At 65.1% G+C, this 21,095-nt stretch carries 18 protein-coding genes; 3 read left to right on the top strand and 15 right to left on the bottom strand.

The window, feature by feature from the left end:
• Nucleotides 1-33: 33 nt before the first annotated feature.
• Nucleotides 34-780 (top strand): TSUP family transporter, encoded by a 747-nt coding sequence (locus QZ749_RS17015; RefSeq protein WP_296949203.1) that lies wholly within the window; start codon nt 34-36, stop codon nt 778-780.
• Nucleotides 781-1,165: 385 nt separating this feature from the next.
• On the opposite strand, the gene QZ749_RS17010 is transcribed toward QZ749_RS17015, so the two are convergent.
• From QZ749_RS17010 to flhF, 6 genes are all read right to left on the bottom strand, one after another.
• Nucleotides 1,166-1,672 carry a hypothetical protein gene (locus QZ749_RS17010; protein ID WP_296949202.1) on the bottom strand — a complete coding sequence of 169 codons (507 nt, stop codon included), beginning with the start codon at nt 1,670-1,672 and terminating at the stop codon, nt 1,166-1,168.
• Between the two features lie 108 nt (nt 1,673-1,780).
• Nucleotides 1,781-2,524, bottom strand: a complete 744-nt coding sequence (gene motD, locus QZ749_RS17005) for a flagellar motor protein MotD (RefSeq protein WP_296949200.1) — start codon at nt 2,522-2,524, stop codon at nt 1,781-1,783.
• A gap of 5 nt (nt 2,525-2,529) precedes the next feature.
• The gene (locus QZ749_RS17000) at nt 2,530-3,273 is read right to left on the bottom strand and encodes a flagellar motor protein (RefSeq protein ID WP_296949198.1); all 744 of its coding nucleotides are present in this window, start codon (nt 3,271-3,273) and stop codon (nt 2,530-2,532) included.
• A complete protein-coding gene (locus QZ749_RS16995; protein ID WP_296949196.1) occupies nt 3,264-3,986 on the bottom strand; it encodes an RNA polymerase sigma factor FliA in 723 nt (240 codons plus the stop codon). The genes QZ749_RS17000 and QZ749_RS16995 overlap by 10 nt, the downstream gene beginning before the upstream one ends.
• A 44-nt stretch (nt 3,987-4,030) precedes the next feature.
• Nucleotides 4,031-4,837 (bottom strand): antiactivator of flagellar biosynthesis FleN protein, encoded by an 807-nt coding sequence (locus QZ749_RS16990; protein ID WP_296949364.1) that lies wholly within the window; start codon nt 4,835-4,837, stop codon nt 4,031-4,033.
• The gene (gene flhF, locus QZ749_RS16985) at nt 4,830-6,272 is read right to left on the bottom strand and encodes a flagellar biosynthesis protein FlhF (RefSeq protein WP_296949195.1); all 1,443 of its coding nucleotides are present in this window, start codon (nt 6,270-6,272) and stop codon (nt 4,830-4,832) included. The genes QZ749_RS16990 and flhF overlap by 8 nt, the downstream gene beginning before the upstream one ends.
• Nucleotides 6,273-6,647: 375 nt before the next feature.
• Between flhF and QZ749_RS16980 the strand changes: the two genes are divergently transcribed.
• Entirely contained in the window at nt 6,648-6,887 is a 240-nt protein-coding gene (locus tag QZ749_RS16980; protein ID WP_296949193.1) for a hypothetical protein, read from the top strand.
• Nucleotides 6,888-6,969: 82 nt separating this feature from the next.
• Here QZ749_RS16980 and flhA read toward each other — a convergent pair whose 3' ends face one another.
• Together flhA and flhB are read right to left on the bottom strand one after the other, a co-directional pair.
• Nucleotides 6,970-9,105: a flagellar biosynthesis protein FlhA gene (gene flhA / locus QZ749_RS16975; RefSeq protein ID WP_296949191.1), complete on the bottom strand. Its 2,136-nt coding sequence runs from the start codon at nt 9,103-9,105 to the stop codon at nt 6,970-6,972.
• Between the two features lie 183 nt (nt 9,106-9,288).
• Nucleotides 9,289-10,473, bottom strand: a complete 1,185-nt coding sequence (gene flhB / locus QZ749_RS16970) for a flagellar biosynthesis protein FlhB (protein ID WP_296949189.1) — start codon at nt 10,471-10,473, stop codon at nt 9,289-9,291.
• A gap of 308 nt (nt 10,474-10,781) precedes the next feature.
• Here flhB and QZ749_RS16965 point away from each other — a divergent pair, with 308 nt between their 5' ends.
• Nucleotides 10,782-11,114 carry a hypothetical protein gene (locus QZ749_RS16965; RefSeq protein ID WP_296949188.1) on the top strand — a complete coding sequence of 111 codons (333 nt, stop codon included), beginning with the start codon at nt 10,782-10,784 and terminating at the stop codon, nt 11,112-11,114.
• Between the two features lie 118 nt (nt 11,115-11,232).
• Here the strand turns inward: QZ749_RS16965 and rfbC are convergent, their stop codons facing one another.
• The 7 genes from rfbC to asnB form a co-directional block, all read right to left on the bottom strand.
• The gene (gene rfbC / locus QZ749_RS16960) at nt 11,233-11,784 is read right to left on the bottom strand and encodes a dTDP-4-dehydrorhamnose 3,5-epimerase (RefSeq protein WP_296949186.1); all 552 of its coding nucleotides are present in this window, start codon (nt 11,782-11,784) and stop codon (nt 11,233-11,235) included.
• A 7-nt stretch (nt 11,785-11,791) separates the two neighbouring features.
• Nucleotides 11,792-12,670, bottom strand: coding sequence for a glucose-1-phosphate thymidylyltransferase RfbA (gene rfbA / locus QZ749_RS16955; RefSeq protein ID WP_296949184.1), 879 nt, complete (start codon nt 12,668-12,670; stop codon nt 11,792-11,794).
• Between the two features lie 10 nt (nt 12,671-12,680).
• Entirely contained in the window at nt 12,681-13,568 is an 888-nt protein-coding gene (rfbD, locus tag QZ749_RS16950) for a dTDP-4-dehydrorhamnose reductase (RefSeq protein ID WP_296949182.1), read from the bottom strand.
• A gap of 1 nt (nt 13,569) precedes the next feature.
• The gene (gene rfbB, locus QZ749_RS16945) at nt 13,570-14,628 is read right to left on the bottom strand and encodes a dTDP-glucose 4,6-dehydratase (protein ID WP_296949180.1); all 1,059 of its coding nucleotides are present in this window, start codon (nt 14,626-14,628) and stop codon (nt 13,570-13,572) included.
• A gap of 186 nt (nt 14,629-14,814) precedes the next feature.
• Nucleotides 14,815-17,574, bottom strand: coding sequence for a YjbH domain-containing protein (locus QZ749_RS16940; protein WP_296949178.1), 2,760 nt, complete (start codon nt 17,572-17,574; stop codon nt 14,815-14,817).
• 220 nt (nt 17,575-17,794) lie between these two features.
• A complete protein-coding gene (locus QZ749_RS16935) occupies nt 17,795-18,967 on the bottom strand; it encodes a glycosyltransferase family 4 protein (RefSeq protein WP_296949176.1) in 1,173 nt (390 codons plus the stop codon).
• Nucleotides 18,968-19,122: 155 nt separating this feature from the next.
• Nucleotides 19,123-21,090: an asparagine synthase (glutamine-hydrolyzing) gene (gene asnB / locus QZ749_RS16930; RefSeq protein WP_296949174.1), complete on the bottom strand. Its 1,968-nt coding sequence runs from the start codon at nt 21,088-21,090 to the stop codon at nt 19,123-19,125.
• Between the last annotated feature and the right edge of the window lie 5 nt (nt 21,091-21,095).

Below are 21,095 nucleotides of genomic sequence, written 5' to 3'. Positions count from 1 at the left end.
AGAATGAAACGCCCTGTTTCGAGGTTTCGCTGAATGGACATGCTCGTCGCCGACCCGCTTTCCCTGTTCCTGGCCGCCGCCGCGGTGGCCGTCGCCTATGCCGTCTTCACGCTGGTCGGCTTCGGTTCCGCCCTGGTCGCCAGCGGGCCGCTGGCCATGGTGATGGCGCCCAGCCGCGTGATCCCGCTGCTGGCGCTGCTCGACTTCTTCGGTGCCGCCACGCGCGGCTGGCGCGCGCGCCGCGACGTCGCCTGGACCGAGTTCCGGCACCTGTTCCCGGGCATGCTGGCCGGGCAATGCCTCGGCATCACGGTCCTGGCGCGCGCCGGCACCGCGTTCACGCTCGCCGCGCTGGGCCTGTTCGTCGCCGGCCAGGGCCTGCGCGGCCTGCTGGCGCGGCCCGGCAATACCGCGCGGGCGCCGCGCTGGCCGTTCCTGCACGGGCTGTTCGGCGGGTTGCTGGGCGGGCTGTTCGGCAGCGGCGGCTTCGTCTACGCGGCCTGGCTGGAACGCCGGCTCGAGAACCGCAGCGCGTTCCGCGCGACGCAGGCGGTCCTGATCGCGCTGTCGACGGTGTGGCGCATCGTGCTGTGCCTGTCGCTCGGCCTCCTGGATGCGCGCCTGCTGCTGACGGCCCTGTGCTTCGTGCCGGCCGTGCTGCTGGGGGTGCTGGCGGGGCGGCGCATCGACCTGCGGCTAGGACGCGCGCAGCTGTTTGCAGTGCTGAACGTGCTGCTGGTGGCGAGCGGGGTGGGGTTGCTGGCCAGGGCGGTGGGGTGAGCGGCCGTGCTTGCGGGTGGTGCGCACGGGGTGCGCACCCTACGGTTTTTTGCGCACCAGGCCGTCACGACGCCGTGCGACGGTGTTGCGTAGGGTGGACGGCTGCGCCGTCCACGCGTCCAGGCGACGTGCGGTCGACCGTGCGGCCTGCCCTACGCCGGTCGACCGTGCGGCCTGCCTACGCTGGTCGGCCGTGCGGCCTGCCTATGCCGGTCGGCCGTGCGGCCTGCCTACGCCGGTCGGCCGTGCGGCCTGCCCACGCCGGTCGACCGTGCGGCCTGCCTAAGCCGGTCGAACGCGTGGACGGGAGACCCGTCCACCCTACGACGACGCCTGGGGCAAGCGGCGGGTTGAAAGCCGGGTCAGCGCCCGTGGCACCCGGCCATCAAGGCGCCGTGTGCGTGAACATCACCGGCGCCGCCGCCACCTCGGTGAAGGCGTCGAGCTGCTTCGCGTCGGCCAGGGCCAGGCCGTTCCAGCGGATCTCGTAGGTGTGCTGGCCCGGCTTGAAGGCGTAGTAGCGGGTGATGTCGATGGTGTGCGTGTGCGCGGAATGCGGGGCCAGTTCGACGTAGTCGGCGGCCGTGAACGGCAGGCGCTTGACCATCGGGCCCAGGTAGGCGACCTCGGCCCCGCCCGGGTGCTCGCGCAGTTCGAACAGGCGGTTGGTCAGGCGCGTGTCGGCGGCGGCGGCGTTCGGCAGCCACACGCGGCGCTCGCCGCGGTTCTCGAAACGCAGCGTGGCCAGCACCTTGTCGTGGCTGGCGTCGACGCTCAGGATGGCGTGCAGGTTCATCGCTTGGTTTCCTTGGTGTTCCTTGCCCGGTTCGTGGGCCGCGCAGCCGGCCAGCGCGAAGGCCAGGGCGGTGCACAGGATCGTTCTTCTTTGCATGCAGACTCCGTGTTCGGGTTTCGATTATGCGCACGAACGGACGAGCGGCGCGCCCGATTGTGCAATGACGGACATCATTTTATGCGATGCGCGGGGAACGATCGCGCCCTACGGTGCGGCGGGCGGCTCGCCGGTGAGGATGGTGATGGCCACGCGCCGGTTGCGCGCCCTGCCCGCCTCGTCGGTGTTGGGCGCGAGCGGGACGTTGGCGGCGCGCCCGACGGCGGCCAGGCGGCGCTCCGGCACGCCGCTCTCGGCGAACAGGCGCACCACGGTGCTGGCGCGCGCCGCCGACAGTTCCCAGTTGGACGGGAACGAGGGGTTGCTGATCGGCCTGTCGTCGGTATGGCCCTCGACCTCGATCGCGTGCGGATCGTCCTTCATGACCTCGGCCACCGCCTGCAGCGTCTCGCGCGCGTTCGCGCCCAGCGCGGCCTGGCCTTCGTCGAACAGCACGCTGGCATTGATCTCGATGGTGACGCCGCGCGCGGTCTGCGTCACGCGCACCTTCCCGCTGCGCACCAGCGGCGCCATCACGCTGTCGAGCTTGCGCGCCAGCAGGTCCAGGCGCTCGCGGTCGCGCTTGGCGGCCTCGGCGCGCTTGCGGGCGATGATGTTCGACAGCGGCAGCGCTTCCAGCTCGACCTGGGTATTGGTCGTGCTGGCGGCGCCGCGGCCGCCGAAGGCATCGCCCAGCGCTTCCGACAGCACCGTGTACTTGCCGATGTTGACGACGGAGACCGCGTACATCACGACGAAGAAGGCGAACAGCAGCGTGATGAAGTCGGCGTAGGAGATCAGCCAGCGCTCGTGGTTGTCCTCGTCCTGCTGGTAGGGCTTGCGGCGCGCCATGGCGGTCAGGGCTCGCTGAGCAGGCAGCCGATGCGCTCCTCGATGACGCGCGTGTAGTCGCCCGTGGCCAGGTCGTGGAACACGTCGGCCAGGATCTCGTACTGGGCCACGCGCTCGGTGACGATGCCCTTGATCTTGTTCCCGGCCGGGTAGAAGAACAGGTTCGCCAGGCCCACGCCGTACACGGTGGACACGAAGGCGACGGCGATGCCGGCGCCCAGGCGCGACGGGTCGCTGAGGTTTTCCATCACGTGGATCAGGCCCAGCACGGCGCCCAGGATGCCCACCGTGGGCGCGTAGCCGGCCGCCGATTCCCAGATGCGCGCGGCCTGGCGCTCGCGGAATTCGTAGGTGTTGATCTCGGTGTGCATCAGGCTGCGGATCTTGTCGGGCGCGATGCCGTCCACCACCAGCCGCAGGCCCTTCTGGATGAACGGGTCGGCCTTGGCCATGTACTGCTCGAGCGACAGCAGGCCGTCGCGCCGCGCCGACAGGCTCCACAGATTGATTTCGCGCGCCAGCTGCTGGCGGCGGTCGGGCGGCGGAAAGAACACCCAGCGCAGCATGCGCACGCCGCGCAGGAAGGCCTTGCGCTTGCTCTGCAACAGCACGGCGCCGAAGGTGCCGATCACGACGATCGCGAACGCGGCCGGCTGGACCAGGGAGGAAAACTTGCCGCCGTCGAGCGTGTGCCCGACGACGATGCCGGCCAGCGCCAGCGCGAGACCCAGCAGGCTGGTCAGGTCCACGCACGCTCCTTCAGGTAGGCGCGCAGGCGCGCCACGGCCTGGGTGTGCAACTGCGAGACGCGCGACTCGGACACGCCCATGACGGCGCCGATTTCCTTGAGGTTCAGCTCTTCCTCGTAGTACAGGCCCATCAGCATCTTCTCGCGCGGCGGCAGCGCGTCGATCGCGTCGATGACGGTCTGGCGGAAGTCGGTGTCGAGCAGGCTCTTGAGCGGATCGTCGTCGTCCACCGCGTAGCGGTCGAGGAAGCTGTCGTTGCCGTCGGCATCGTCATGGAAATCCTCGTAGTAGACCAGCTGGTGGCCGCCCGAATCGCCCAGCATTTCCTGGTAGTCGGCCAGCGACAGCTTGAGGGACTTGGCCACCTCGGATTCGCTGGGCGGACGGCCCAGCTGCTGCTGCAGCGTGGCCATGGCCTGTTCGACCTTGCGCATGTTCGAACGCGTCGAGCGCGGCATCCAGTCGCTGTTGCGCAGCTCGTCGAGCATGGCGCCGCGGATGCGCAGCACGGCATAGGTCTCGAACTGCGCGCCCTGGTTTTCCTCGTAGCGGTTGATCGCGTCGAGCAGGCCCATCATGCCGGCCTGGATCAGGTCGTCCACTTCGACGGACGGCGGAAGCTTGGCCTTCATGTGGTGCGCGAGACGCTTGACCAACGGCATGTGCACCGTCAGTAAAGAATTCTTGTCCGCTGTCCCTTTGGCCGTGTACATAAGTCCCGTATCCGTTCAATCATTGCCGCCTCCCGGGGAAACCCTCAGGCGGCGCGTCCCTGCTGCATGCCGGCACCGGCGAAGCGCCCGGCCAGGCGGCGGAATGCCACCGAGGCCCCGGCCAGCGGGAACGCATCCACCACGGCTCGCCCCAGGCGCGCGGCGCGGTGCAGGTATTCGTCCGCCGGTACCGAGCCCATGGAGCTCAACGTTACCGCGAGGTAACGAGTTGCCGCAGATGACATATTATCGTATACCACCTTGGCTTCGGCTTCGGTCGCGCCGGTGACCAGGATGCCGAACGGACGGCGTCCCAGGTGCTGCGACAGGCGCTTGACCAGCGCATAGGCGTTGGTGATCGAGGTGGCGCTGGTCGACACCTGCACGACGATCTCGGACGAATCCATCAGCGGGATCGGAAAACCGTCGTCCTCGGCGAACTCGCCGTCGACGATCACGATGCTGCCGGCCGACTGCTTGACCAGCACGTCGAAGGCGTTGGCGAGGCGGCGCACTTCGGCGCCGTCCACCGTCGGCTGCCCCATCCGTACCACCGAAAAGCCCTGCGGCACCTGGTGCACCACCTGGTTCAGCGCGCACTCCTGGCGCGCCACCTGCAGCAGGCTGCCGCCATGGTCCACGCCCAGGCGCCGGGCGACGCCGTAGTCGCGCCGGCAGGCGTCGACGATCACCACGTCGTTGCCGGACTGGACCAGCGAAGCGCCCAGGTTGACCAGCATGGCGCCCTTGTCGTCCGAGGCGGTGGCCGAGAGGAAGGTGACGATGCGCGGCTTGGGGCCCGCCAGCATGCGGCGCAGGCCTTCGGCCTGGTCGAAGTCGAAACTAGCCAACATACACCTCGCGCAGCGAACGGTCGTTGTTCAGGTTGCCCAGGCCGGACATCATGAGCGGCAGGTCGCTGTCCTGGATCTGGGCGGCGGCGTCGCGCTTGTTGCGGAAGGCGCGGTCGACCAGCATGGCGCGGTCGGCCATGTGCAGGTCTTCCGGCACGCGCTGGCCGTTCGAGACGTAATACAGATTCAGTTTCTGCCGGATCATTACGTCGAGCACGCCGCCGATCGACGCGGCTTCGTCCAGCTTGGTCATGATGCAACCGGCCAGGCCGCTGCCCTGGTAGGAGCGCACCACTTCGTTCAGCGTCTCGTTGGTGGCGGTCGCGTTCATGCACAGCAGGCGCTGCACGTGCGCGCCGGAATTCGTCAGCATGGCGACCTGCTCGGTGACCATCTGGTCGCGCTGCGACATGCCGATGGTGTCGATCAGCACGGTGTGCTTGTTGCGCAGTTCCTTCAGGGCGATGCGCAGGTCGGCCTCGTCCTTCACCGAGTGCACCATCACGCCCAGGATCTTGCCGTAGATGCGCAGCTGCTCGTGGCCGCCGATACGGTAGGCGTCGGTGGTGATCAGCGCCAGCTTTTCCGGGCCGTGGCGCATCACGCAGCGCGCGGCCAGCTTGGCGGTGGTGGTGGTCTTGCCGACGCCGGTCGGGCCGACCAGGGCGAACACGCCGCCGCGGTCGAGGATCGCGTCCTCGTCGGCGATGGTGGTCAGGTTGCGCGCCAGCACGGTCTTGACCCAGCGCATGGATTCGGCGGCATCCTTGCCGGCCGGCAGCTTGTCGATCAGGTAGCGCGACAGGCTGGCCGAGAAGCCGGCGGCCAGCAGTTCGCGCAGCACGGCGGCCTTCTGCGGCTCGCGCTGCTGGGTATTGCCCCAGGACAGTTCGGCCAGCTGCGTTTCCATCATGCCGCGCATCGCGCGCAGCTCGTTCATCATGCCGTTCATCTCGGCGGCGGCGGCGCTGGCCGCCGACTCGCGGGCTTGGGCGATCGCGGCCGACATCATCGCGGTCATCGCGTTCATGTCGAAGGCCGGGGCTTCCGCCTGCGGGGCGCGGCGGTTGGCATAGGTCTGCGGGGCCGGCGCCGGCGCCGGGGCCGGCGTAGGGGCCGGGATGTCGTCGTCGATGCCGTACAGCTGGTTCAGCGGCACGCGCGCGGCCGGCTCCTGGACGAACGGGCGCGGCGCCGGGGCCGGTGCGGCGAAGTCGTCCGCGCGCACGTTCAGGCTGGGACGCGGCGCGGCCATTTCCGATTCGGGAGCCGGCGCCGACAGCGAGGCGACGTCGTCGTTGTCCAGCGCCAGGATCTCCACGACACCGTCGACCGGACGGTTCGACAGGATGACCGCGTCCGGCCCGAGGGCCTCGCGCACCTTGCGCAGGGCTTCACGGGATGTGGGCGCTGTAAATTTCTTCACGTTCATCTTGTTCTCCGCTTTCGCTGGCTCGGTTTGATCGCTATCAATCTGTCTTGCGGGCGCAAACGCCCATTCATGGATAGGATTATTGACGATGCCAGCAGGAAACGATCGGGGGAAAAGGCGGGGGAAATCCGCTCAATTCACATCGCAGTCGTCACGTGATGGAGAAACGTGCGCCCCGTGGCCGGAAGGCGTGCCAGAATCAAGGCAAGAAATATTAGAAATAATGCAATAAAACAGTGTATTCTGTTACCGAATGCCGACGATGGCAGGGAACTAATGACGTTGATAGATTCTTTCCAATTGTAACTATCATGGGTTGCGGGCATACTGAACACGTACAGACACCGCCCCATGGTCACAGCGAAAGGCCGGCACATGAAAATCAGGTTACCGAAGCACCAGTCCGGCATGCCGGGTGCAGTCGCCCTGCTGGCGCAATGCTGCGGCGCGCTCGACCGCAGTATTCCTGGCCTGCGCACCGCCCTCCTCGTCGCCGGCATCGTCGCGGCCGCGCTGCGCACCGGACGCACGGCGGACTTCCTGTTCGTGAGCGGCCTGCTGTTCCACATGGCCATCTGGTTGGAAGGATGGTGGATGGGCCAGCGGCCGTCCTGACCACGCTGCCCCCAGACTCGTCCGACGCCTTCGCAACGGCGTAGGGTGGGCACCCCGTGCCCACCCTGTTTCTACCCTATCCTCAAGCCCCCACCAGGCTCGTCACCCGGATCGTCTTCGTTTCCGGAATCTCCGAGTGCGACAGCACCTTCAATTGCGGCAACGCGCGACGCAGGAAGCGCGACAGCAGCGTGCGCAGCGGACCCGGCACCAGCAGCACCGGGGTCAGGCCCATCGCTTCCTGCTGCTGGGTCGCATTGGCGGCCTGCTGGACGATGGTGTCGGCCAGGCCCGGCTCGATGCCGGTGCCGTCGCCGCCGGCGCTCAGCGCCTGGACCAGCAGGCGCTCGAGGCGGTTGTCCAGGGTCATCACCGACAGCTCATTGGTGCCCGGGAACAGTTGCTGGACGATGGCACGGCCCAGCGCGATGCGCACCAGCGTGGTCAGGTCGTTCGCATCCTGCGTGTTCGCGCCGTGCTCCGACAGCGTTTCGATGACGGTGCGCATGTCACGGATGTGCACGCCTTCGTTCAGCAGGTTCTGCAGCACTTTCTGCAAGGTCGACAGCGACACGACCTTCGGTACCAGGTCCTCGACCAGCTTCGGCGATTCCTTGCCCAGGTGGTCCAGCAGCGCCTGGACTTCCATGCGGCCCAGCAGTTCGGCGGCATGCGTCGTGATCAGGTGGTTCAGGTGGGTGGCGATCACGGTGCCGGCATCGACGACGGTATAGCCCATGCTCTGCGCCTCGTCCTTCAGGCCGGCGTCGATCCAGATCGCCGGCAGGCCGAACGCCGGATCGGTGGTCACCAGGCCCGGCAGCGTGCCGCTGGCCATGCCCGGGTTGATCGCCAGGAACTGGCCATTCATCGCCTCGCCGCTGCCCACTTCCACGCCCTTGAGCGTGATGCGGTAGGCCGAGGGCTTCAGTTCCAGGTTGTCGCGGATGTGCACCGGCGGTGCCAGGAAGCCGACTTCCTGGGCGAATTTCTTGCGGATGCCCTTGATACGCTTGAGCAGTTCGCCGTTCTGGCCCTTGTCGACCAGCGGGATCAGGCGGTAGCCCACTTCCAGGCCGAGGGTGTCAACCGGCATCACGTCCTGCCAGGTCGCCTCTTCCGATTCCGCCGGCGCGGTGGCGGCGCCGGCGCCGCCCGCACCCGCCGCGGCGCCGGCCGCGCCCTGGGCGCCGGCCGGACGACCGCCCGCCTCTTGCGGCGCTGCCTCCTTCTGGCGCTTTTCCAGCAGGTAGCCGGCGCCGAACAGGGTACTGCCCAGCAGCAGGAACACCAGGTTCGGCATGCCCGGGATCAGGCCCATGCCGCCGATGATGCCGCCGGTGATGTACATGACCATCGGACGCGCGAACAGCTGGCCGATGACCTGGCCGCCGACGTCCTTGTCGCTGGCCACGCGCGAGACGACCATGCCGGCCGCGATCGAGATGATCAGCGAGGGGATCTGGGCGACCAGGCCGTCGCCGATGGCCAGCAGCGTGTAGGTCTTGACGGCATCGCCGAAGGCCATGTCGTGCTGGACCATACCGACGATGAGACCGCCGATCACGTTGATGACGGTGACCAGGATGCCGGCCACGGCATCGCCGTGCACGTACTTCGAGGCACCGTCCATCGCGCCGTAGAATTCCGCTTCCTGGCCCACTTCGGCACGGCGCAGCTTGGCTTCCTGCTCGCCGATCAGGCCGGCATTCAGGTCGGCGTCGATCGCCATCTGCTTGCCGGGCATCGCATCCAGCGCGAAGCGCGCGCCGACCTCGGCGATACGGCCCGCACCCTTGGTGACGACGGTGAAGTTGATGATGGTCAGGATGATGAAGACGACCAGGCCGACCGTGTAGTTACCGCCGATCAGGAAGTGGCCGAACGCCTCGATGACCTTGCCGGCCGCCGCGCCGCCGGTATGGCCCTCGGTCAGCACCACGCGGGTCGAGGCCACGTTCAGCGCCAGGCGCAGCATGGTGGTGACCAGCAGCACGGCCGGGAAGGCCATGAAGTCGAGCGGCTTGACCGTGTACAACGCGGTCAGCAGCACGATCACCGACATCGCGATGTTGAAGCTGAAGAACAGGTCCAGCGCGAACGCCGGCAGCGGCAGGATCATCATCGCCAGCAGCAGGATGATGAGGATGGGCGCGGCCAGTGCGTTGCCGCGTCCTGCGATGCCTTTCAGCCAACCGGGCAGTTGGAAGCCGTTCATTGATACTCCATCGTTCGCAATCGGGTTGTCGGTGCCGGCAAGCTGCTTGCTCGGTTACAACATTATTGCCGATGCTCAATGGAAGTCATGCGCCGAGGAGACGGGCAAAACCCGCGCATTTCGGCGTGAAGGCCGCCGCGACGGCCGGGCACGGCCGTCGCTGGGAGACGATACGGCAGAAGATCAGTGCGGGTTGCCGGTCCTGCCGTCGGCGCCCGGCTGCTGGGACGCCGGATTGAACGGGTCCATCTCCGGCGGCACCGGCAGGCGGCTCGGACGATCCGGATACTGGGTGGTCGTGCCCTTGCCGTAGGCGCGCAACTGGTACACGTAGGCCAGCACTTCGGCGACGGCGGAATACAGGGCTTCCGGGATCTCGTCGTCGATGTCGGTGTGCTTGTACAGCGCACGGGCCAGGGCCGGGGCTTCCAGCAGCGCCACCTTGTTTTCCCTGGCCAGTTCGCGGATCTTGGCCGCGACCTCGTCGGTGCCCTTGGCCACCACGCGCGGCGCGCCGCGCTGGCCTTCGGCATACTTCAGCGCCACCGCGAAGTGGGTCGGGTTGGTCACGACCACGTCGGCGGTCGGGACGTTGGCCATCATGCGCTTCCTTGCCATCTCGCGCTGCATCTGGCGGATCTTGCCCTTGATCTGCGGATTGCCGTCCGATTCCTTGGATTCCTGGATCACTTCCTGGCGCGTCATCTTGAGCTTGTTGGCGTAGTGCCACATCTGGTACGGACCGTCCAGCAGCGCGATGACGCCGAGCGAACCGACGATGATCAGGAAGGCCCTGGCCAGCAGGCTGCCCAGGTGGGCCGTGCCGGTGCCGAGCGGCTCGACGGCCAGGCCGATCAGCGCGTCCTTCTGCCCCATGATGACGATCCAGGCGACGAAGCCCACCAGCAGCGTCTTGGCGATGGCCTTCACCAGTTCGACCAGCGCATTGGTCGAGACCATATTGCCCAGGCCATTGATCGGATTGAGCTTGCCGAACTTGGGAACGAACGCCTTGCCGCTGAAGTTCCAGCCGCCGATCACCAGGGGCGAGGCGAGCATCATCAGCATGATGGCCCCGGCCAGCGGCAGGCAGGCCAGCAGCACGCTCATCACGTCCGCCAGGATGCGCTCGGACATCAGGGCCGGGTTGTGGATCTGGTCGCGGTCCAGCGACAGGCCGTTGTGCAGCGCGGTGGACAGCTTGTCGACCATGCCGCCGCCCATCATCCACAGGCCGGCGCCGGCGGTCATCAGCACGACGAAGGTGGCGACTTCGCGCGAACGGGGGATGTCGCCGTTTTCGCGCGCCTGCTTCAAGCGCCGCTCTGACGCTGGCTGGTTCTTTTCTTCGCCGCTCGCTTCCGCCACGTGCTCGCTCCATGATTAATTTCAGTGGAGCATTATTCCAGAAGTTTCTGGGCGCTTATAGGTCGAAAAGGAAGACGATCAGCTGCCTGTTCATTCCCAAAGCGTGTCGGCGATACGACACCAGGCAGATACCCGATGGGTTGAGATACACGCAAGATTGGGGGGAAATGTAAAAATGTCGACACTGATTAGCAAAAACTTGCTAAGTTAACGGGATGATAGTGAACTAAAGCAATATTTCATTGTTATAATCCCTTGGCAACATAGCATTGCTATAGCTGTCTCTCCACCGAATTAAAGGAATCGATATGAAGAAACTGATCGCTACCGGCGCCATCCTGGCCCTGATGTCGGCCCAAGTGTTCGCACAAGCCACCGGCGCCGCTGGCACCGGTACCACCGGCACCGCAACTGGCACCGCGGCAGGCACCGGCGGTGCAGGCGCGGGCGGCGCAGCAGCAGGCGCAGGCGCTGCCACCGGCGCAGCAGCCGGCACCGGCGGCTTCCTGGCAGGCGCCGGCGTGGCCGGCCTGTCGGTCGGCGCGACCATCGCCGTCGGCGCCGCCGTGGCTGCCGTTGCCGTCGCCGCGTCGGACGACAACGACTCGACCACCAACCACTCGGCAACGACCCACCGTTGATCGATCGGGGCGGACCGGTTCCGCCTCATGCGGGGGCCTTGCCTCCGCGTGGCAGTCGAAAAAAATGGCCGCGGATAACGCGGCCATTTTCATTTGCGCATGGTGCGCCGTATCATCGTCAGTCGAACTTGTCGGCCTTGCTGAAAGGCACCGCCGCTGCATCCTTGGCCGCAAGCTGAGGCGCTTGCGCCGCCGGCCACTCGATGCCCAGTTCCGGATCATTCCACAGCAGGCTGCGCTCGTGTTCCGGATACCAGTAGTCGGTCGTTTTGTAGAGGAATTCCGCTGTATCGCTCAATACCAGGAAACCGTGGGCAAAACCCGGCGGTACCCAGATCTGCCTGTGATTATCGGCGCTCAGGATTTCGCCCACCCATTTTCCATACGTGGGCGAGGATTGGCGCAGGTCCACGGCGACATCGAATACACTCCCCTGTACTACCCTGACCAGCTTACCTTGGGGATGCTGGATCTGGTAATGCAGGCCACGCAATACGCCTTTCACCGATTTGCTGTGATTATCCTGGACAAAATCCACGTCCATTCCGGTCAGCGCCTGGAAATCGCGCTTGTTGAAACTTTCGAGAAAGAATCCACGTGCATCGCCAAACACTTTCGGCTGGAGCACGAGCACATCAGGAATCGCGGTCGGGGTAGCGGTAAAAGGCATACTGGACTCACTTCAAGAGATTCAACAAATAGCGGCCATAGCCGTTCTTGGACAGGGGTGTCGCCAGCTTTTCGAGGGCGCCCGCATCGATCCAGCCCTGGCGATAGGCGATCTCTTCCGGACAAGCCACCTGCAGGCCCTGGCGCTTCTGCAGCGTGGCGATGAAACTGGCCGCTTCCAGCAGGCTGTCGTGGGTGCCGGTATCGAGCCAGGCGAAGCCGCGGCCCATGATCTCGACGTTCAAGCTGCCGCGGTCGAGATAGCACTGGTTGACGTCCGTGATTTCCAGTTCGCCGCGCGCGGACGGCCGGATGTCGGCGGCGATGCCGCACACGTCCTTGTCATAAAAATACAGGCCGGTCACCGCGAAGTTCGACTTGGGCGCCTGCGGCTTCTCTTCGATCGAGATGGCGCGCTGGCCCGCATCGAATTCCACCACGCCATAGCGTTCGGGATCCTGCACGTGGTAGGCGAACACCGTCGCGCCATCGGTCCGGGCATTCGCGCTGTGGAGTTGCTTGACCAGGTCGTGGCCATAAAAGATGTTATCGCCCAGCACCAGCGCGCTCGGATTATTGCCCACGAAATCCTTGCCGATGACGAAGGCCTGCGCCAGTCCGTCCGGGCTCGGCTGCACGGCATACTGGATGTTCATGCCCCAGCGGCTGCCGTCGCCCAGCAGTTCGGCGAAACGCGGGGTGTCCGTCGGCGTACTGATCAGCAGCACGTCGCGGATGCCGCTGAGCATCAATGTGCTCAGCGGGTAATAGACCATCGGCTTGTCGTAGACCGGCATCAGCTGCTTGCTGACGGACTGGGTGACCGGATACAGGCGCGTGCCCGAGCCGCCGGCCAGGATGATCCCCTTGCGTGTTGGATTGGACATGCTGCCCCTCTCAGAATAATTGTTCGAGCACGTGGCCCACGCCCTCCTGCCACGGTGGCAGGCGCAGGCCGAAGGCGGCGCGGAAACGCTGCGTGTCCAGGCGCGAGTTGGCCGGGCGCCGCGCCGGCGTCGGGTACTGCGCCGTCGCCAGCGGATGGATGTCGCCGGGCCCCGCCTTCAGCGTCTTGCCGGCCGCCAGCGCGGCTTCGACGACGAAACGCGCATAGGCGTGCCAGCTGGTTTCCCCCGACGCCGCGACATGATACGTGCCGTACGGAAAAGACGTCGCGCGTTCGCGCTGGTACCGGCCGATCAACTGCGCGGTGAGGTCGGCCAGCAGCGCGGCCGACGTCGGCGCGCCGAACTGGTCGGCCACCACGTTCAGCTGGTCGCGTTCGGCCGCCAGGCGCAGCATCGTCTTGGCGAAGTTGCCGCCGTGCGCGCCAACCACCCAGCTGGTGCGCAGGATCAGGTGGCGCGGATTCGCCGCCGCCAGTGCCAGTTCGCCGGCCAGCTTGCTGCTGCCGTAGACGCCCTGCGGGGCAGGGACGTCGTCCTCGGTATAGGCGCCGTCCTTGGCCCCGTCGAACACGTAGTCGGTCGAGTAATGCACGACCAGGGCGCCCAGGCGCGCGCCCTCCTCGCCCAGCACACCGGGCGCGACGGCGTTCACGGCCCAGGCGGTGTCGCGGTCCGATTCCGCCTTGTCCACGGCCGTGTAGGCGGCCGGGTTGACGATGACGTCCGGCGCCACCCGGCGCACGAGGGCGCGCACGGCATCGGCATCGCCCAGGTCGCAGGTCGCCTGGTCGACGGCGACCACCTCGCCCAGCGGCGCCAGCGCGCGGCGCAGCTCGAAGCCGACCTGCCCGTTCTTGCCAGTCAGGAGGATCTTCATGCTATGCACCGTACTGCTTGCCGAGCCACTCGCGGTAGTTGCCGCTGGTGACGTTGGCCACCCATTCCTGGTTGTCGAGGTACCACTGGACCGTCTTGCGGATGCCGGTCTCGAAGGTTTCGGCCGGCTTCCAGCCCAGTTCGCGCTCCAGCTTGCTTGCGTCGATCGCATAGCGGCGGTCGTGGCCCGGGCGGTCGGTCACGAAGGTGATCTGCGTCTTGTACGACTGGCCGTCGGCGCGCGGGCTGAGTTCGTCGAGGATGGCGCACAGCGTGCCGACGACGTCGAGGTTGGCCTTCTCGTTCCAGCCGCCGACGTTGTAGACCTCGCCCAGGCGCCCGGCGTCGAGCACGCGGCGGATGGCCGAGCAGTGGTCCTTCACGAACAGCCAGTCGCGGATCTGCTGGCCGTCGCCGTAGATCGGCAGCGGCTTGCCGGCCAGCGCATTGTGGATGCACAGCGGGATCAGCTTTTCCGGGAAGTGGTACGGCCCGTAGTTGTTCGAGCAGTTGGTGGTGAGCACCGGCAAGCCGTAGGTATGGTGGTAGGCGCGCACCAGGTGGTCGCTGGCGGCCTTGCTGGCCGAGTACGGGCTGTTCGGCTCGTAGCGGTTGGTCTCGCTGAACGCCGGATCGTCCTTGGCGAGCGAACCATAGACCTCGTCGGTCGACACGTGCAGGAAGCGGAACGCCGCCTTTTCCGCGTCCGGCAGCGCGCCCCAGTAGTCGCGCACGGCTTCCAGCAGGTGGAAGGTGCCGACGATATTGGTCTGGATAAAGTCTTCCGGGCCGTGGATGCTGCGATCGACGTGGCTTTCCGCGGCAAAATTGACGACCGCACGTGGCCGGTGCTCGGCCAGCAGCCGGCGCACCAGCGCGACATCACCGATGTCGCCCTGGACGAATACATGGTTCGGATCGTCCCGCAGGCTCGCCAGGTTTGCCAGGTTGCCGGCGTAGGTCAGCTTGTCGAGGTTGACGACTGGTTCGTCGGCGCCGGCGCACCAGTCCAGTACAAAATTACTACCGATGAAGCCGGCACCGCCCGTCACTAAAATCATGATTTGTCTCTCCCGAATACCACACCCCGTCCGCCGGCATGGCCGTCCTCCATCACGGAAGCGGGCACGCCGGCCAGGCCGGATTAGCACATCAAAACGTTGCAATTATATCCATTCCACAAAAAAATGCTCGCCACGCAGCAAGTCGTATTCCGCCCTGGAACGACACCCGGCCGGGCCTGCGGCTCAGTAGGTGCCGCTCCAGCTGACGCTGACGGACTTGACGCCCGGACTCACTGCGAAACCCTGGCGCGAATCGTCACGCTGCGCCTGCCACAGCCAGCTGCCGACCGCATAGCCGAGCACGCCGCCGGCGACCACGTCCGATACCCAGTGCTGGCGTCCGGCGGAGCGGCCCAGCGAACTGAGCGCGGCCACGCTGTACAACCAAGGGGCATCGTACTCCTGCGCGAACGGCGTGACGGCGGCGAATGCGACCGTGCTGTGATTGGAGGGGAAGGAGGAATCGGCGCGATCTGGCGCGCGGTGCCACTGGCCCAGCTCGTCGCGCGGACGCGCGCGGCCGACGAGGTGCTTGGTGCCGGTCGACAGCACGGCCGCGCCGGCGATCGACTGCAGCGCGATGATGCCCATGTTCTGCATACGCCTGTCGCCGAAGGCCACCGCACCGGCGGCGGCGCCGGCCAGCAGGACCGGCATGCCCTTGCCGACATTGTCCCAGGCGCGCGCGACGCTGGAATCCTGGTGCTTCTTCATGAAGCGGTCGACCGGCTTGTCCAGCAGGGCGCCGGCCAGGATCGCGCCGCCGCCCAGGACAGTGCCCTTCGCCCATTCCGGCAGCGTCGGCGTGGTCGATACCGACTGCTCGAGGCGCCAGCGGAACTGCGGCCACGGGTTGCCGATCGGCCTCACCGGCGGACGTACGGCGGGCAGGTTCTGCTCGTCGGCACGCTCGGCGAAGTTGCCCAGGCCATCGTAGGTCGTCAGGTCGCGGCGCGGATCCTCGAAAATCTCGTACAGGTCGCCCGGGCTGGCGACCGTCTGGCCGACGTCGCGGGTCCACGGCGACAAGGCCACGCCGGCCGAAGCCTGCGAGTCCATCGGCAGCATGATGTTCAGCGGTACCGACAGGAAGATGCCCTTGTCGTTGTAGGGACTCGACGGCGTGCCAGGGCTCGTGATGTCCTTGCCGTTGGTCTTGGTATACCAGGCACCGACCTCGACGCCGGACGGGAAGCGGCGCTTGAATTCCACCCGCACCCCCTCGTCGCGAGCCAGGAAGCGCCCTGCCCGCGCGGTCGCGGTGATGTCGTACGGCAGCTTGTAGTGCAGGGCGCCGAGCGCCGTCACGGTCTGGTAGTCGCGCCTGTCGAGCCAGCCGTTGTAGCCACGCTGCTGCAGCGCATCGACCGTGAGGTCCGCCGCCCAGCGGCTGTCCTTCGGCAGGTACAGCACCTGGCCGCCCGCGCCGCGGTACATCTCCTCGTAGAAACCGACCGATCCGCGCGCGTACACGCCTTCGTCCAGCGTCATGTACTTGTTGAGCAGCAGGCGGTTCATCTTGAAGCGGCCGCCGCGCTTGTACTCGGCAATGTCGGAGCGCACGTGCGGCAGCAGGCTGTTCGACGGCTGGGTGACGCCCGAGATGTTCTCCAGCAGTTCGAGGCGGAAGGCGCTGTTCAGGTAGGTGCCTTCGGCCAGGCGCCTGTCGTAGTTGGCGTTGGCGGTGACTTCATAGCGCAGCGCCCCGCTCGGGTCGTTGAAGAAGAAGCCCATTTTCGGCACGACCTTGAAGCGGTTCGCCTCGCGGTCCAGCGACTGCATCTGCACCATGTTGCCGTCTTCGCCGACCTGCACCTGCAGGCCGTTGCCCTCGTCGCGCACGGCGGCCAACATCTCGCCCTGGTCGGCGCCCACCTTGTCGGCTGGCGTCGCGTAGCGCACCAGCACCGTCTGCAGGAATTCGTCGCGCGTCGACAGGCCGGTCAGGTAGTCGGTCAGGCGCTGCAGGTCGAAGAATTCGTAGGTCGCCAGCGGCTGTTCGAGCTTGGTATAGGTGACGTGGATCGCGCGCGTGCCTTGCGGCGCGAACGCCAGCGCCGTGCGCACCGCGCGGCCGACCGCCCGACCCATGTTCGAGATGCGGTTATTCGTCAGCACCAGTTTGAGCACGCCGCCATCGAGTTCCACGCGGACGTTCTTGAAATCCTGCTTCGCCAGCGCCTGCACCAGCGCCGCGCCGTGACCCGCATCGCCCTGCCATTCGGCGGCGGACACGCGCGGCGGCGCCTTCTTCGGATCGAAGGGCGCCGGCTCGAAGATCTTGGGAACGAACTCGCGCTCCGAAAAGGGAATGCTGACGTAGGCGTTGGCGCTGAAATGGTCGCGGTGGCGCGCGACCTGGGCGCCCAGCCAGCCCCAGCGGTATTCCAGGCCCACCGATGGTCCCTTGCGCCGCTCTCCCGCGGACGTTTCGGACGCGCGGAAATCCTTGCGGTAGTCGTTGGCATCGTATTCCGCCACCAGCGCGAACGCCGGCGCGGCAACCGGCACCCAGCGCACGCCGGCGAAGACGCCGTCCGGACGCCGCCGGCCATAACCGACGCTCGCCTCCAGGTTGCGGTACTGGCCGAACGTCTTGGTCGCGACGATGTATTTGCCCTTGAACAGTTCGGTGCCGAGCGTGTCGGTGGCACCGACCGCGAGCGACGGCATCCATGCCGACTCGCCCCACAGCGCCAGCTTGACGTCGGCGACCTTGTCCTTGTAGCGCCCGTATTCGCTGCCGTACTGCCCTTCTTCGCGCGTAAATCCCGCGATCCCGCTGATCGACACGTAACGACCCGTCACCTGCAGGAAAGGCAGGATGGTGGCCGTCGCCCAGAAACTGCCATAGGGCCGGTCGTAGCCGTAGCCGGTCGATATCGTCCCGTCCGCTTCGACGAAGGCGGATGGCATGTTGATATAACCAGACTGGCCCTGCACGGTCGGGGTCGCACCGTAGGCACCAGCGGTACTCAGCAGAAGCGCGCCGTACCAGGAAAGTTTGAAGGGGTGTTTGAGGACGGTCAGCACAACTTTACTCAAGAAACCGAACTTGCGTGTTGTGCAGGTACCGGCAATCAGCTAGAAAAACCAACGGAAACGAACAAGTTTATCATTGGAAATGATGCAAGCCAAGCAATGCATGCCGGCCCGCGGTTCGTCAGGAATTGAAGCGCTTCGGCACCAGGTCCGCGATATCCGCTTGCACCTGCTGGGGGCGGACGATGCTGTCGAGGGCCTGCAGGTATTTCTGGATGACGATCTGCTCGTCGAACTGGGTCTCGACCTTGCTGCGCCCCGCTGCGCCCATGCGGGCGCGCTGCGCCGGCGCCATGGCCAGCATCGCGCCCATCTGCTGCGCCAGCGAAGCGGCGCTCTTCGCCTCGCACAGCAGGCCGGTCACGCCGTGGTCGACAGCATCGCGGCAACCGACGACATCGGTGGCAACGATTGGCCTGGCCATGGCCGCCGCTTCCAGCAGCGAACGCGGCACGCCTTCGCGGTAGGAGGGCAGCACGACGCAATCGGCGGCCGCCAGGTGCGGCCTGACGTCGTCAGTCTTGCCATGGTAGACGACCAGGCCCTCGCTTTGCCACTGCGCCAGGCGCTCGGCCGGGACGGCATTCGGATTGCCGTTGCCGGCATCGCCCAGCAAGTGGAATTCGGCCGTCGCGCCGGACTGGCGCAGCAGGCGCGCGGCGTCGGCGAACTCCTCGACACCCTTGTCCTTGAGCATGCGGGCGACGAGCAGGAACCGGAACGGCTTCGCCGCCTGGTCGTCCGGGGCAGGCGGCATGTAGTGATCCAGGTTCAGGCCCGAACCGGGGAGCAGGCTGGTCTGCGCTTTCGCCACCAGACGCGACTCCACGAACAGCGACTGGTCGTCGGCGTTCTGGAAAAACACCTTGTGCGAGCGCTTCAACGCGACCTTGTACAAGCCACGCACCACCTTGGTCACCAGGCTGTCGCGGATGAAGGTGGCGCCAAGGCCGGCGATATTGTTGATGACCGGGATGCCCAGCGCATGGGCGGCCAGGGAGCCGTAGACGTTGGGCTTGATGGTGTAGCCGAGGAAAGCATGCGGGTTAATTGCTCGCAACACTTTATAGTAGCGCGCCAGCAGCAGCAGGTCCCTTCCGGGATGTGTGCCATTGGTGTCCATTGGCAAATCGACAACTTGGCAACCGAGTTTTACTAAGCGCTGGGAATATTCATCCTTCGGTGAGAGAGCCACAACCTCGTAGCCTTCAGCGATCAAGGAGCGGATCAAACCGGCGCGGAAGTTATAGATGTTCCATGCGGTGTTGATCGAGATGACAACTTTGCGCTTCATTTATGTGGATCTCTTACAAAATGAATATGCATTTCCGTAACAAGAAACGCATAAAAAATCCGCGTTACCCAACGCGGATTTTTCTATTCTCTACAGGCAACAGGATAGCGTAATCTCTGGCTTTGCGCTAACTATTGCTGCCTTGATGTTGCAATTTAACGGTTGTGCTCAAGCCATGATTGGAACATCAATACATCCCACAAGTGAGCCTGCCAATTTCGTTGGCCCGAAAGATGCTGTTTCCACTTCGTCCGGATGGGACCAGCGTGAAAATAGCCTTCTTCTCTCAGGCGGCGCTCGTCCAGCAACGTCTCTGCCCAATCGCGCAATGGTCCACGAAGCCAATCGGCGATGGGGACGGCAAAGCCCATCTTCGGCCTTTCGATGAGTGCCTTGGGCACGTGCCTATAAAGCACTTCTCGTAGCACCCACTTGCTTTGCCCTTCACGCAGTTTCAGGGACTGCGGCAACTTCCACGCAAATTCGACGACACGATGATCGAGCATGGGAACGCGCGTCTCCAGCGACACGCCCATCGCGGCGCGGTCGACCTTGGCGAGAATATCGTCCGGTAGATAGGCCAGCATGTCGAGCGCCATCATGCGCTGGATCTTGTCCAACCCTTCGAGGCGCGGCGCATCTTCGACAAGGACTGTGGGAGGCTGGAACCCATCCACCACGACTTCCGCCGGGTCATACCAGTGCGCGCACAAATGCAGATACAAAGAGTCGAAATCCCGTGACGCGAGGACGGCCGCACCCTTGTGCAATTTATCCCCGACATTTGCAAATCGAAGCGACCGGGGAAGTACCCCTTTAACGCTACCCGCGAGCACATTCCAGTGTTTAGGTGAAATACTCGTAATGCCTGCAGCCGCGACGCGACGCAACACGCTAGGCGCCATGCTGATGTTATCCCACATCCGCGATGCCATCTTGTAACGATTGTACCCGCAGAACAATTCATCTCCTGCGTCGCCCGACAAGGAAACGGTCACATGCTGGCGCGCGAGACGTGACACCAGATAAGTCGGAATTTGCGACGAGTCGGAAAACGGTTCGTTGTACAACGATGGCAAAGATGGAATGACTTCACGTGCCTCACGCGATGTCACATAGAGTTCCGTATGCTCCGTGCCAAGATGGGCCGCAACCGCCTTTGCATGTTCCGCTTCGTTGTATCCCGGTTCGTGAAAACCAATGCTGAACGTTTTGACGGGACGCGTCGCTTGCGCCTGCATGAGCGCGACGACAGTCGATGAATCGACCCCGCCCGAGAGAAATGCACCAAGCGGCACGTCTGCCATCATCTGCTGCCGGACAGCATCCATCAAAAGATGCTCAAGTTCGATTACCGCCTCCTCCGGAGAACCGGCAAATGGATTGCGAACACCGGCCTCCACGACACTGTCACCCGCCCAATAAGTCACAATCTTGGGCTCGCGCTGTTCCAGCGAAACGCACAGTATTTTTCCAGGAGCCAGCTTCGAAATACCCTGATAAATCGAATATGGAGCAGGAATATAACTATTTCGCAATAACAGACTAAGCGCGCCGCGATCGATCTTGTTGACGAAATGCGGATGTGCACGCAGTGCGCTCAGTTCCGAGCCGAAAAGGAATACTGCATTCTCGCCGTTACCTTGCCAGCCATAATACAATGGCTTTTCACCGAGACGATCACGTACCAACGACAGCATTTTCAGTTCGCGGTCCCACACCGCGATGGCAAACATGCCTATGGCACGTTCAATGGTTTTTTGAATACCCCACGCATCGAATCCGGCCAGCAGCGTTTCGGTATCGGAATGGCCGCGCCAGACAGGTGCCTTGCCACCAGTCTCAAGCTCTTTCCGCAGCAAGGCGTGATTATAGATTTCACCATTGAACACCATCATATAGCGCCCGCTGGCTGCAGCCATCGGTTGATGCCCGGCTGGCGACAGATCGACGATTGCGAGGCGCCGATGGCCAAGGCCAATCGGTCCATTTTCGCAAAACCAGGATCCCGCATCATCCGGTCCCCTGCTCAGGACTGCATCGGTCATACGCTTGACGACCGCGTGAGCGCCAGCCTTGTCGCCGCCAAAGCCGTTGCCCAAAAAACCAACCAAACCACACATCAGAA

Origin of the sequence: uncultured Massilia sp., from assembly GCF_913773735.1 — a bacterium.
Lineage (GTDB): Bacteria > Pseudomonadota > Gammaproteobacteria > Burkholderiales > Burkholderiaceae_D > Telluria.
Note: the sequence above shows the minus strand (reverse complement) of the source record. Positions and strands in the feature narration are given on the sequence as shown.

What these genes read in the sequence shown, in the direction of transcription:
- rfbD (WP_296949182.1), bottom strand. Translation starts at nt 13,568, where the DNA reads ATGAAGATCCTCCTGACTGGCAAGAACGGGCAGGTCGGCTTCGAGCTG.
- rfbA (WP_296949184.1), bottom strand. Translation starts at nt 12,670, where the DNA reads ATGTCCAATCCAACACGCAAGGGGATCATCCTGGCCGGCGGCTCGGGC.
- QZ749_RS16995 (WP_296949196.1), bottom strand. Translation starts at nt 3,986, where the DNA reads ATGTACACGGCCAAAGGGACAGCGGACAAGAATTCTTTACTGACGGTG.
- rfbC (WP_296949186.1), bottom strand. Translation starts at nt 11,784, where the DNA reads ATGCCTTTTACCGCTACCCCGACCGCGATTCCTGATGTGCTCGTGCTC.
- motD (WP_296949200.1), bottom strand. Translation starts at nt 2,524, where the DNA reads ATGGCGCGCCGCAAGCCCTACCAGCAGGACGAGGACAACCACGAGCGC.
- QZ749_RS17015 (WP_296949203.1), top strand. Translation starts at nt 34, where the DNA reads ATGGACATGCTCGTCGCCGACCCGCTTTCCCTGTTCCTGGCCGCCGCC.
- rfbB (WP_296949180.1), bottom strand. Translation starts at nt 14,628, where the DNA reads ATGATTTTAGTGACGGGCGGTGCCGGCTTCATCGGTAGTAATTTTGTA.
- QZ749_RS16980 (WP_296949193.1), top strand. Translation starts at nt 6,648, where the DNA reads ATGAAAATCAGGTTACCGAAGCACCAGTCCGGCATGCCGGGTGCAGTC.
- QZ749_RS16965 (WP_296949188.1), top strand. Translation starts at nt 10,782, where the DNA reads ATGAAGAAACTGATCGCTACCGGCGCCATCCTGGCCCTGATGTCGGCC.
- asnB (WP_296949174.1), bottom strand. Translation starts at nt 21,090, where the DNA reads ATGTGTGGTTTGGTTGGTTTTTTGGGCAACGGCTTTGGCGGCGACAAG.
- flhA (WP_296949191.1), bottom strand. Translation starts at nt 9,105, where the DNA reads ATGAACGGCTTCCAACTGCCCGGTTGGCTGAAAGGCATCGCAGGACGC.
- QZ749_RS17010 (WP_296949202.1), bottom strand. Translation starts at nt 1,672, where the DNA reads ATGCAAAGAAGAACGATCCTGTGCACCGCCCTGGCCTTCGCGCTGGCC.
- QZ749_RS16935 (WP_296949176.1), bottom strand. Translation starts at nt 18,967, where the DNA reads ATGAAGCGCAAAGTTGTCATCTCGATCAACACCGCATGGAACATCTAT.
- flhF (WP_296949195.1), bottom strand. Translation starts at nt 6,272, where the DNA reads ATGAACGTGAAGAAATTTACAGCGCCCACATCCCGTGAAGCCCTGCGC.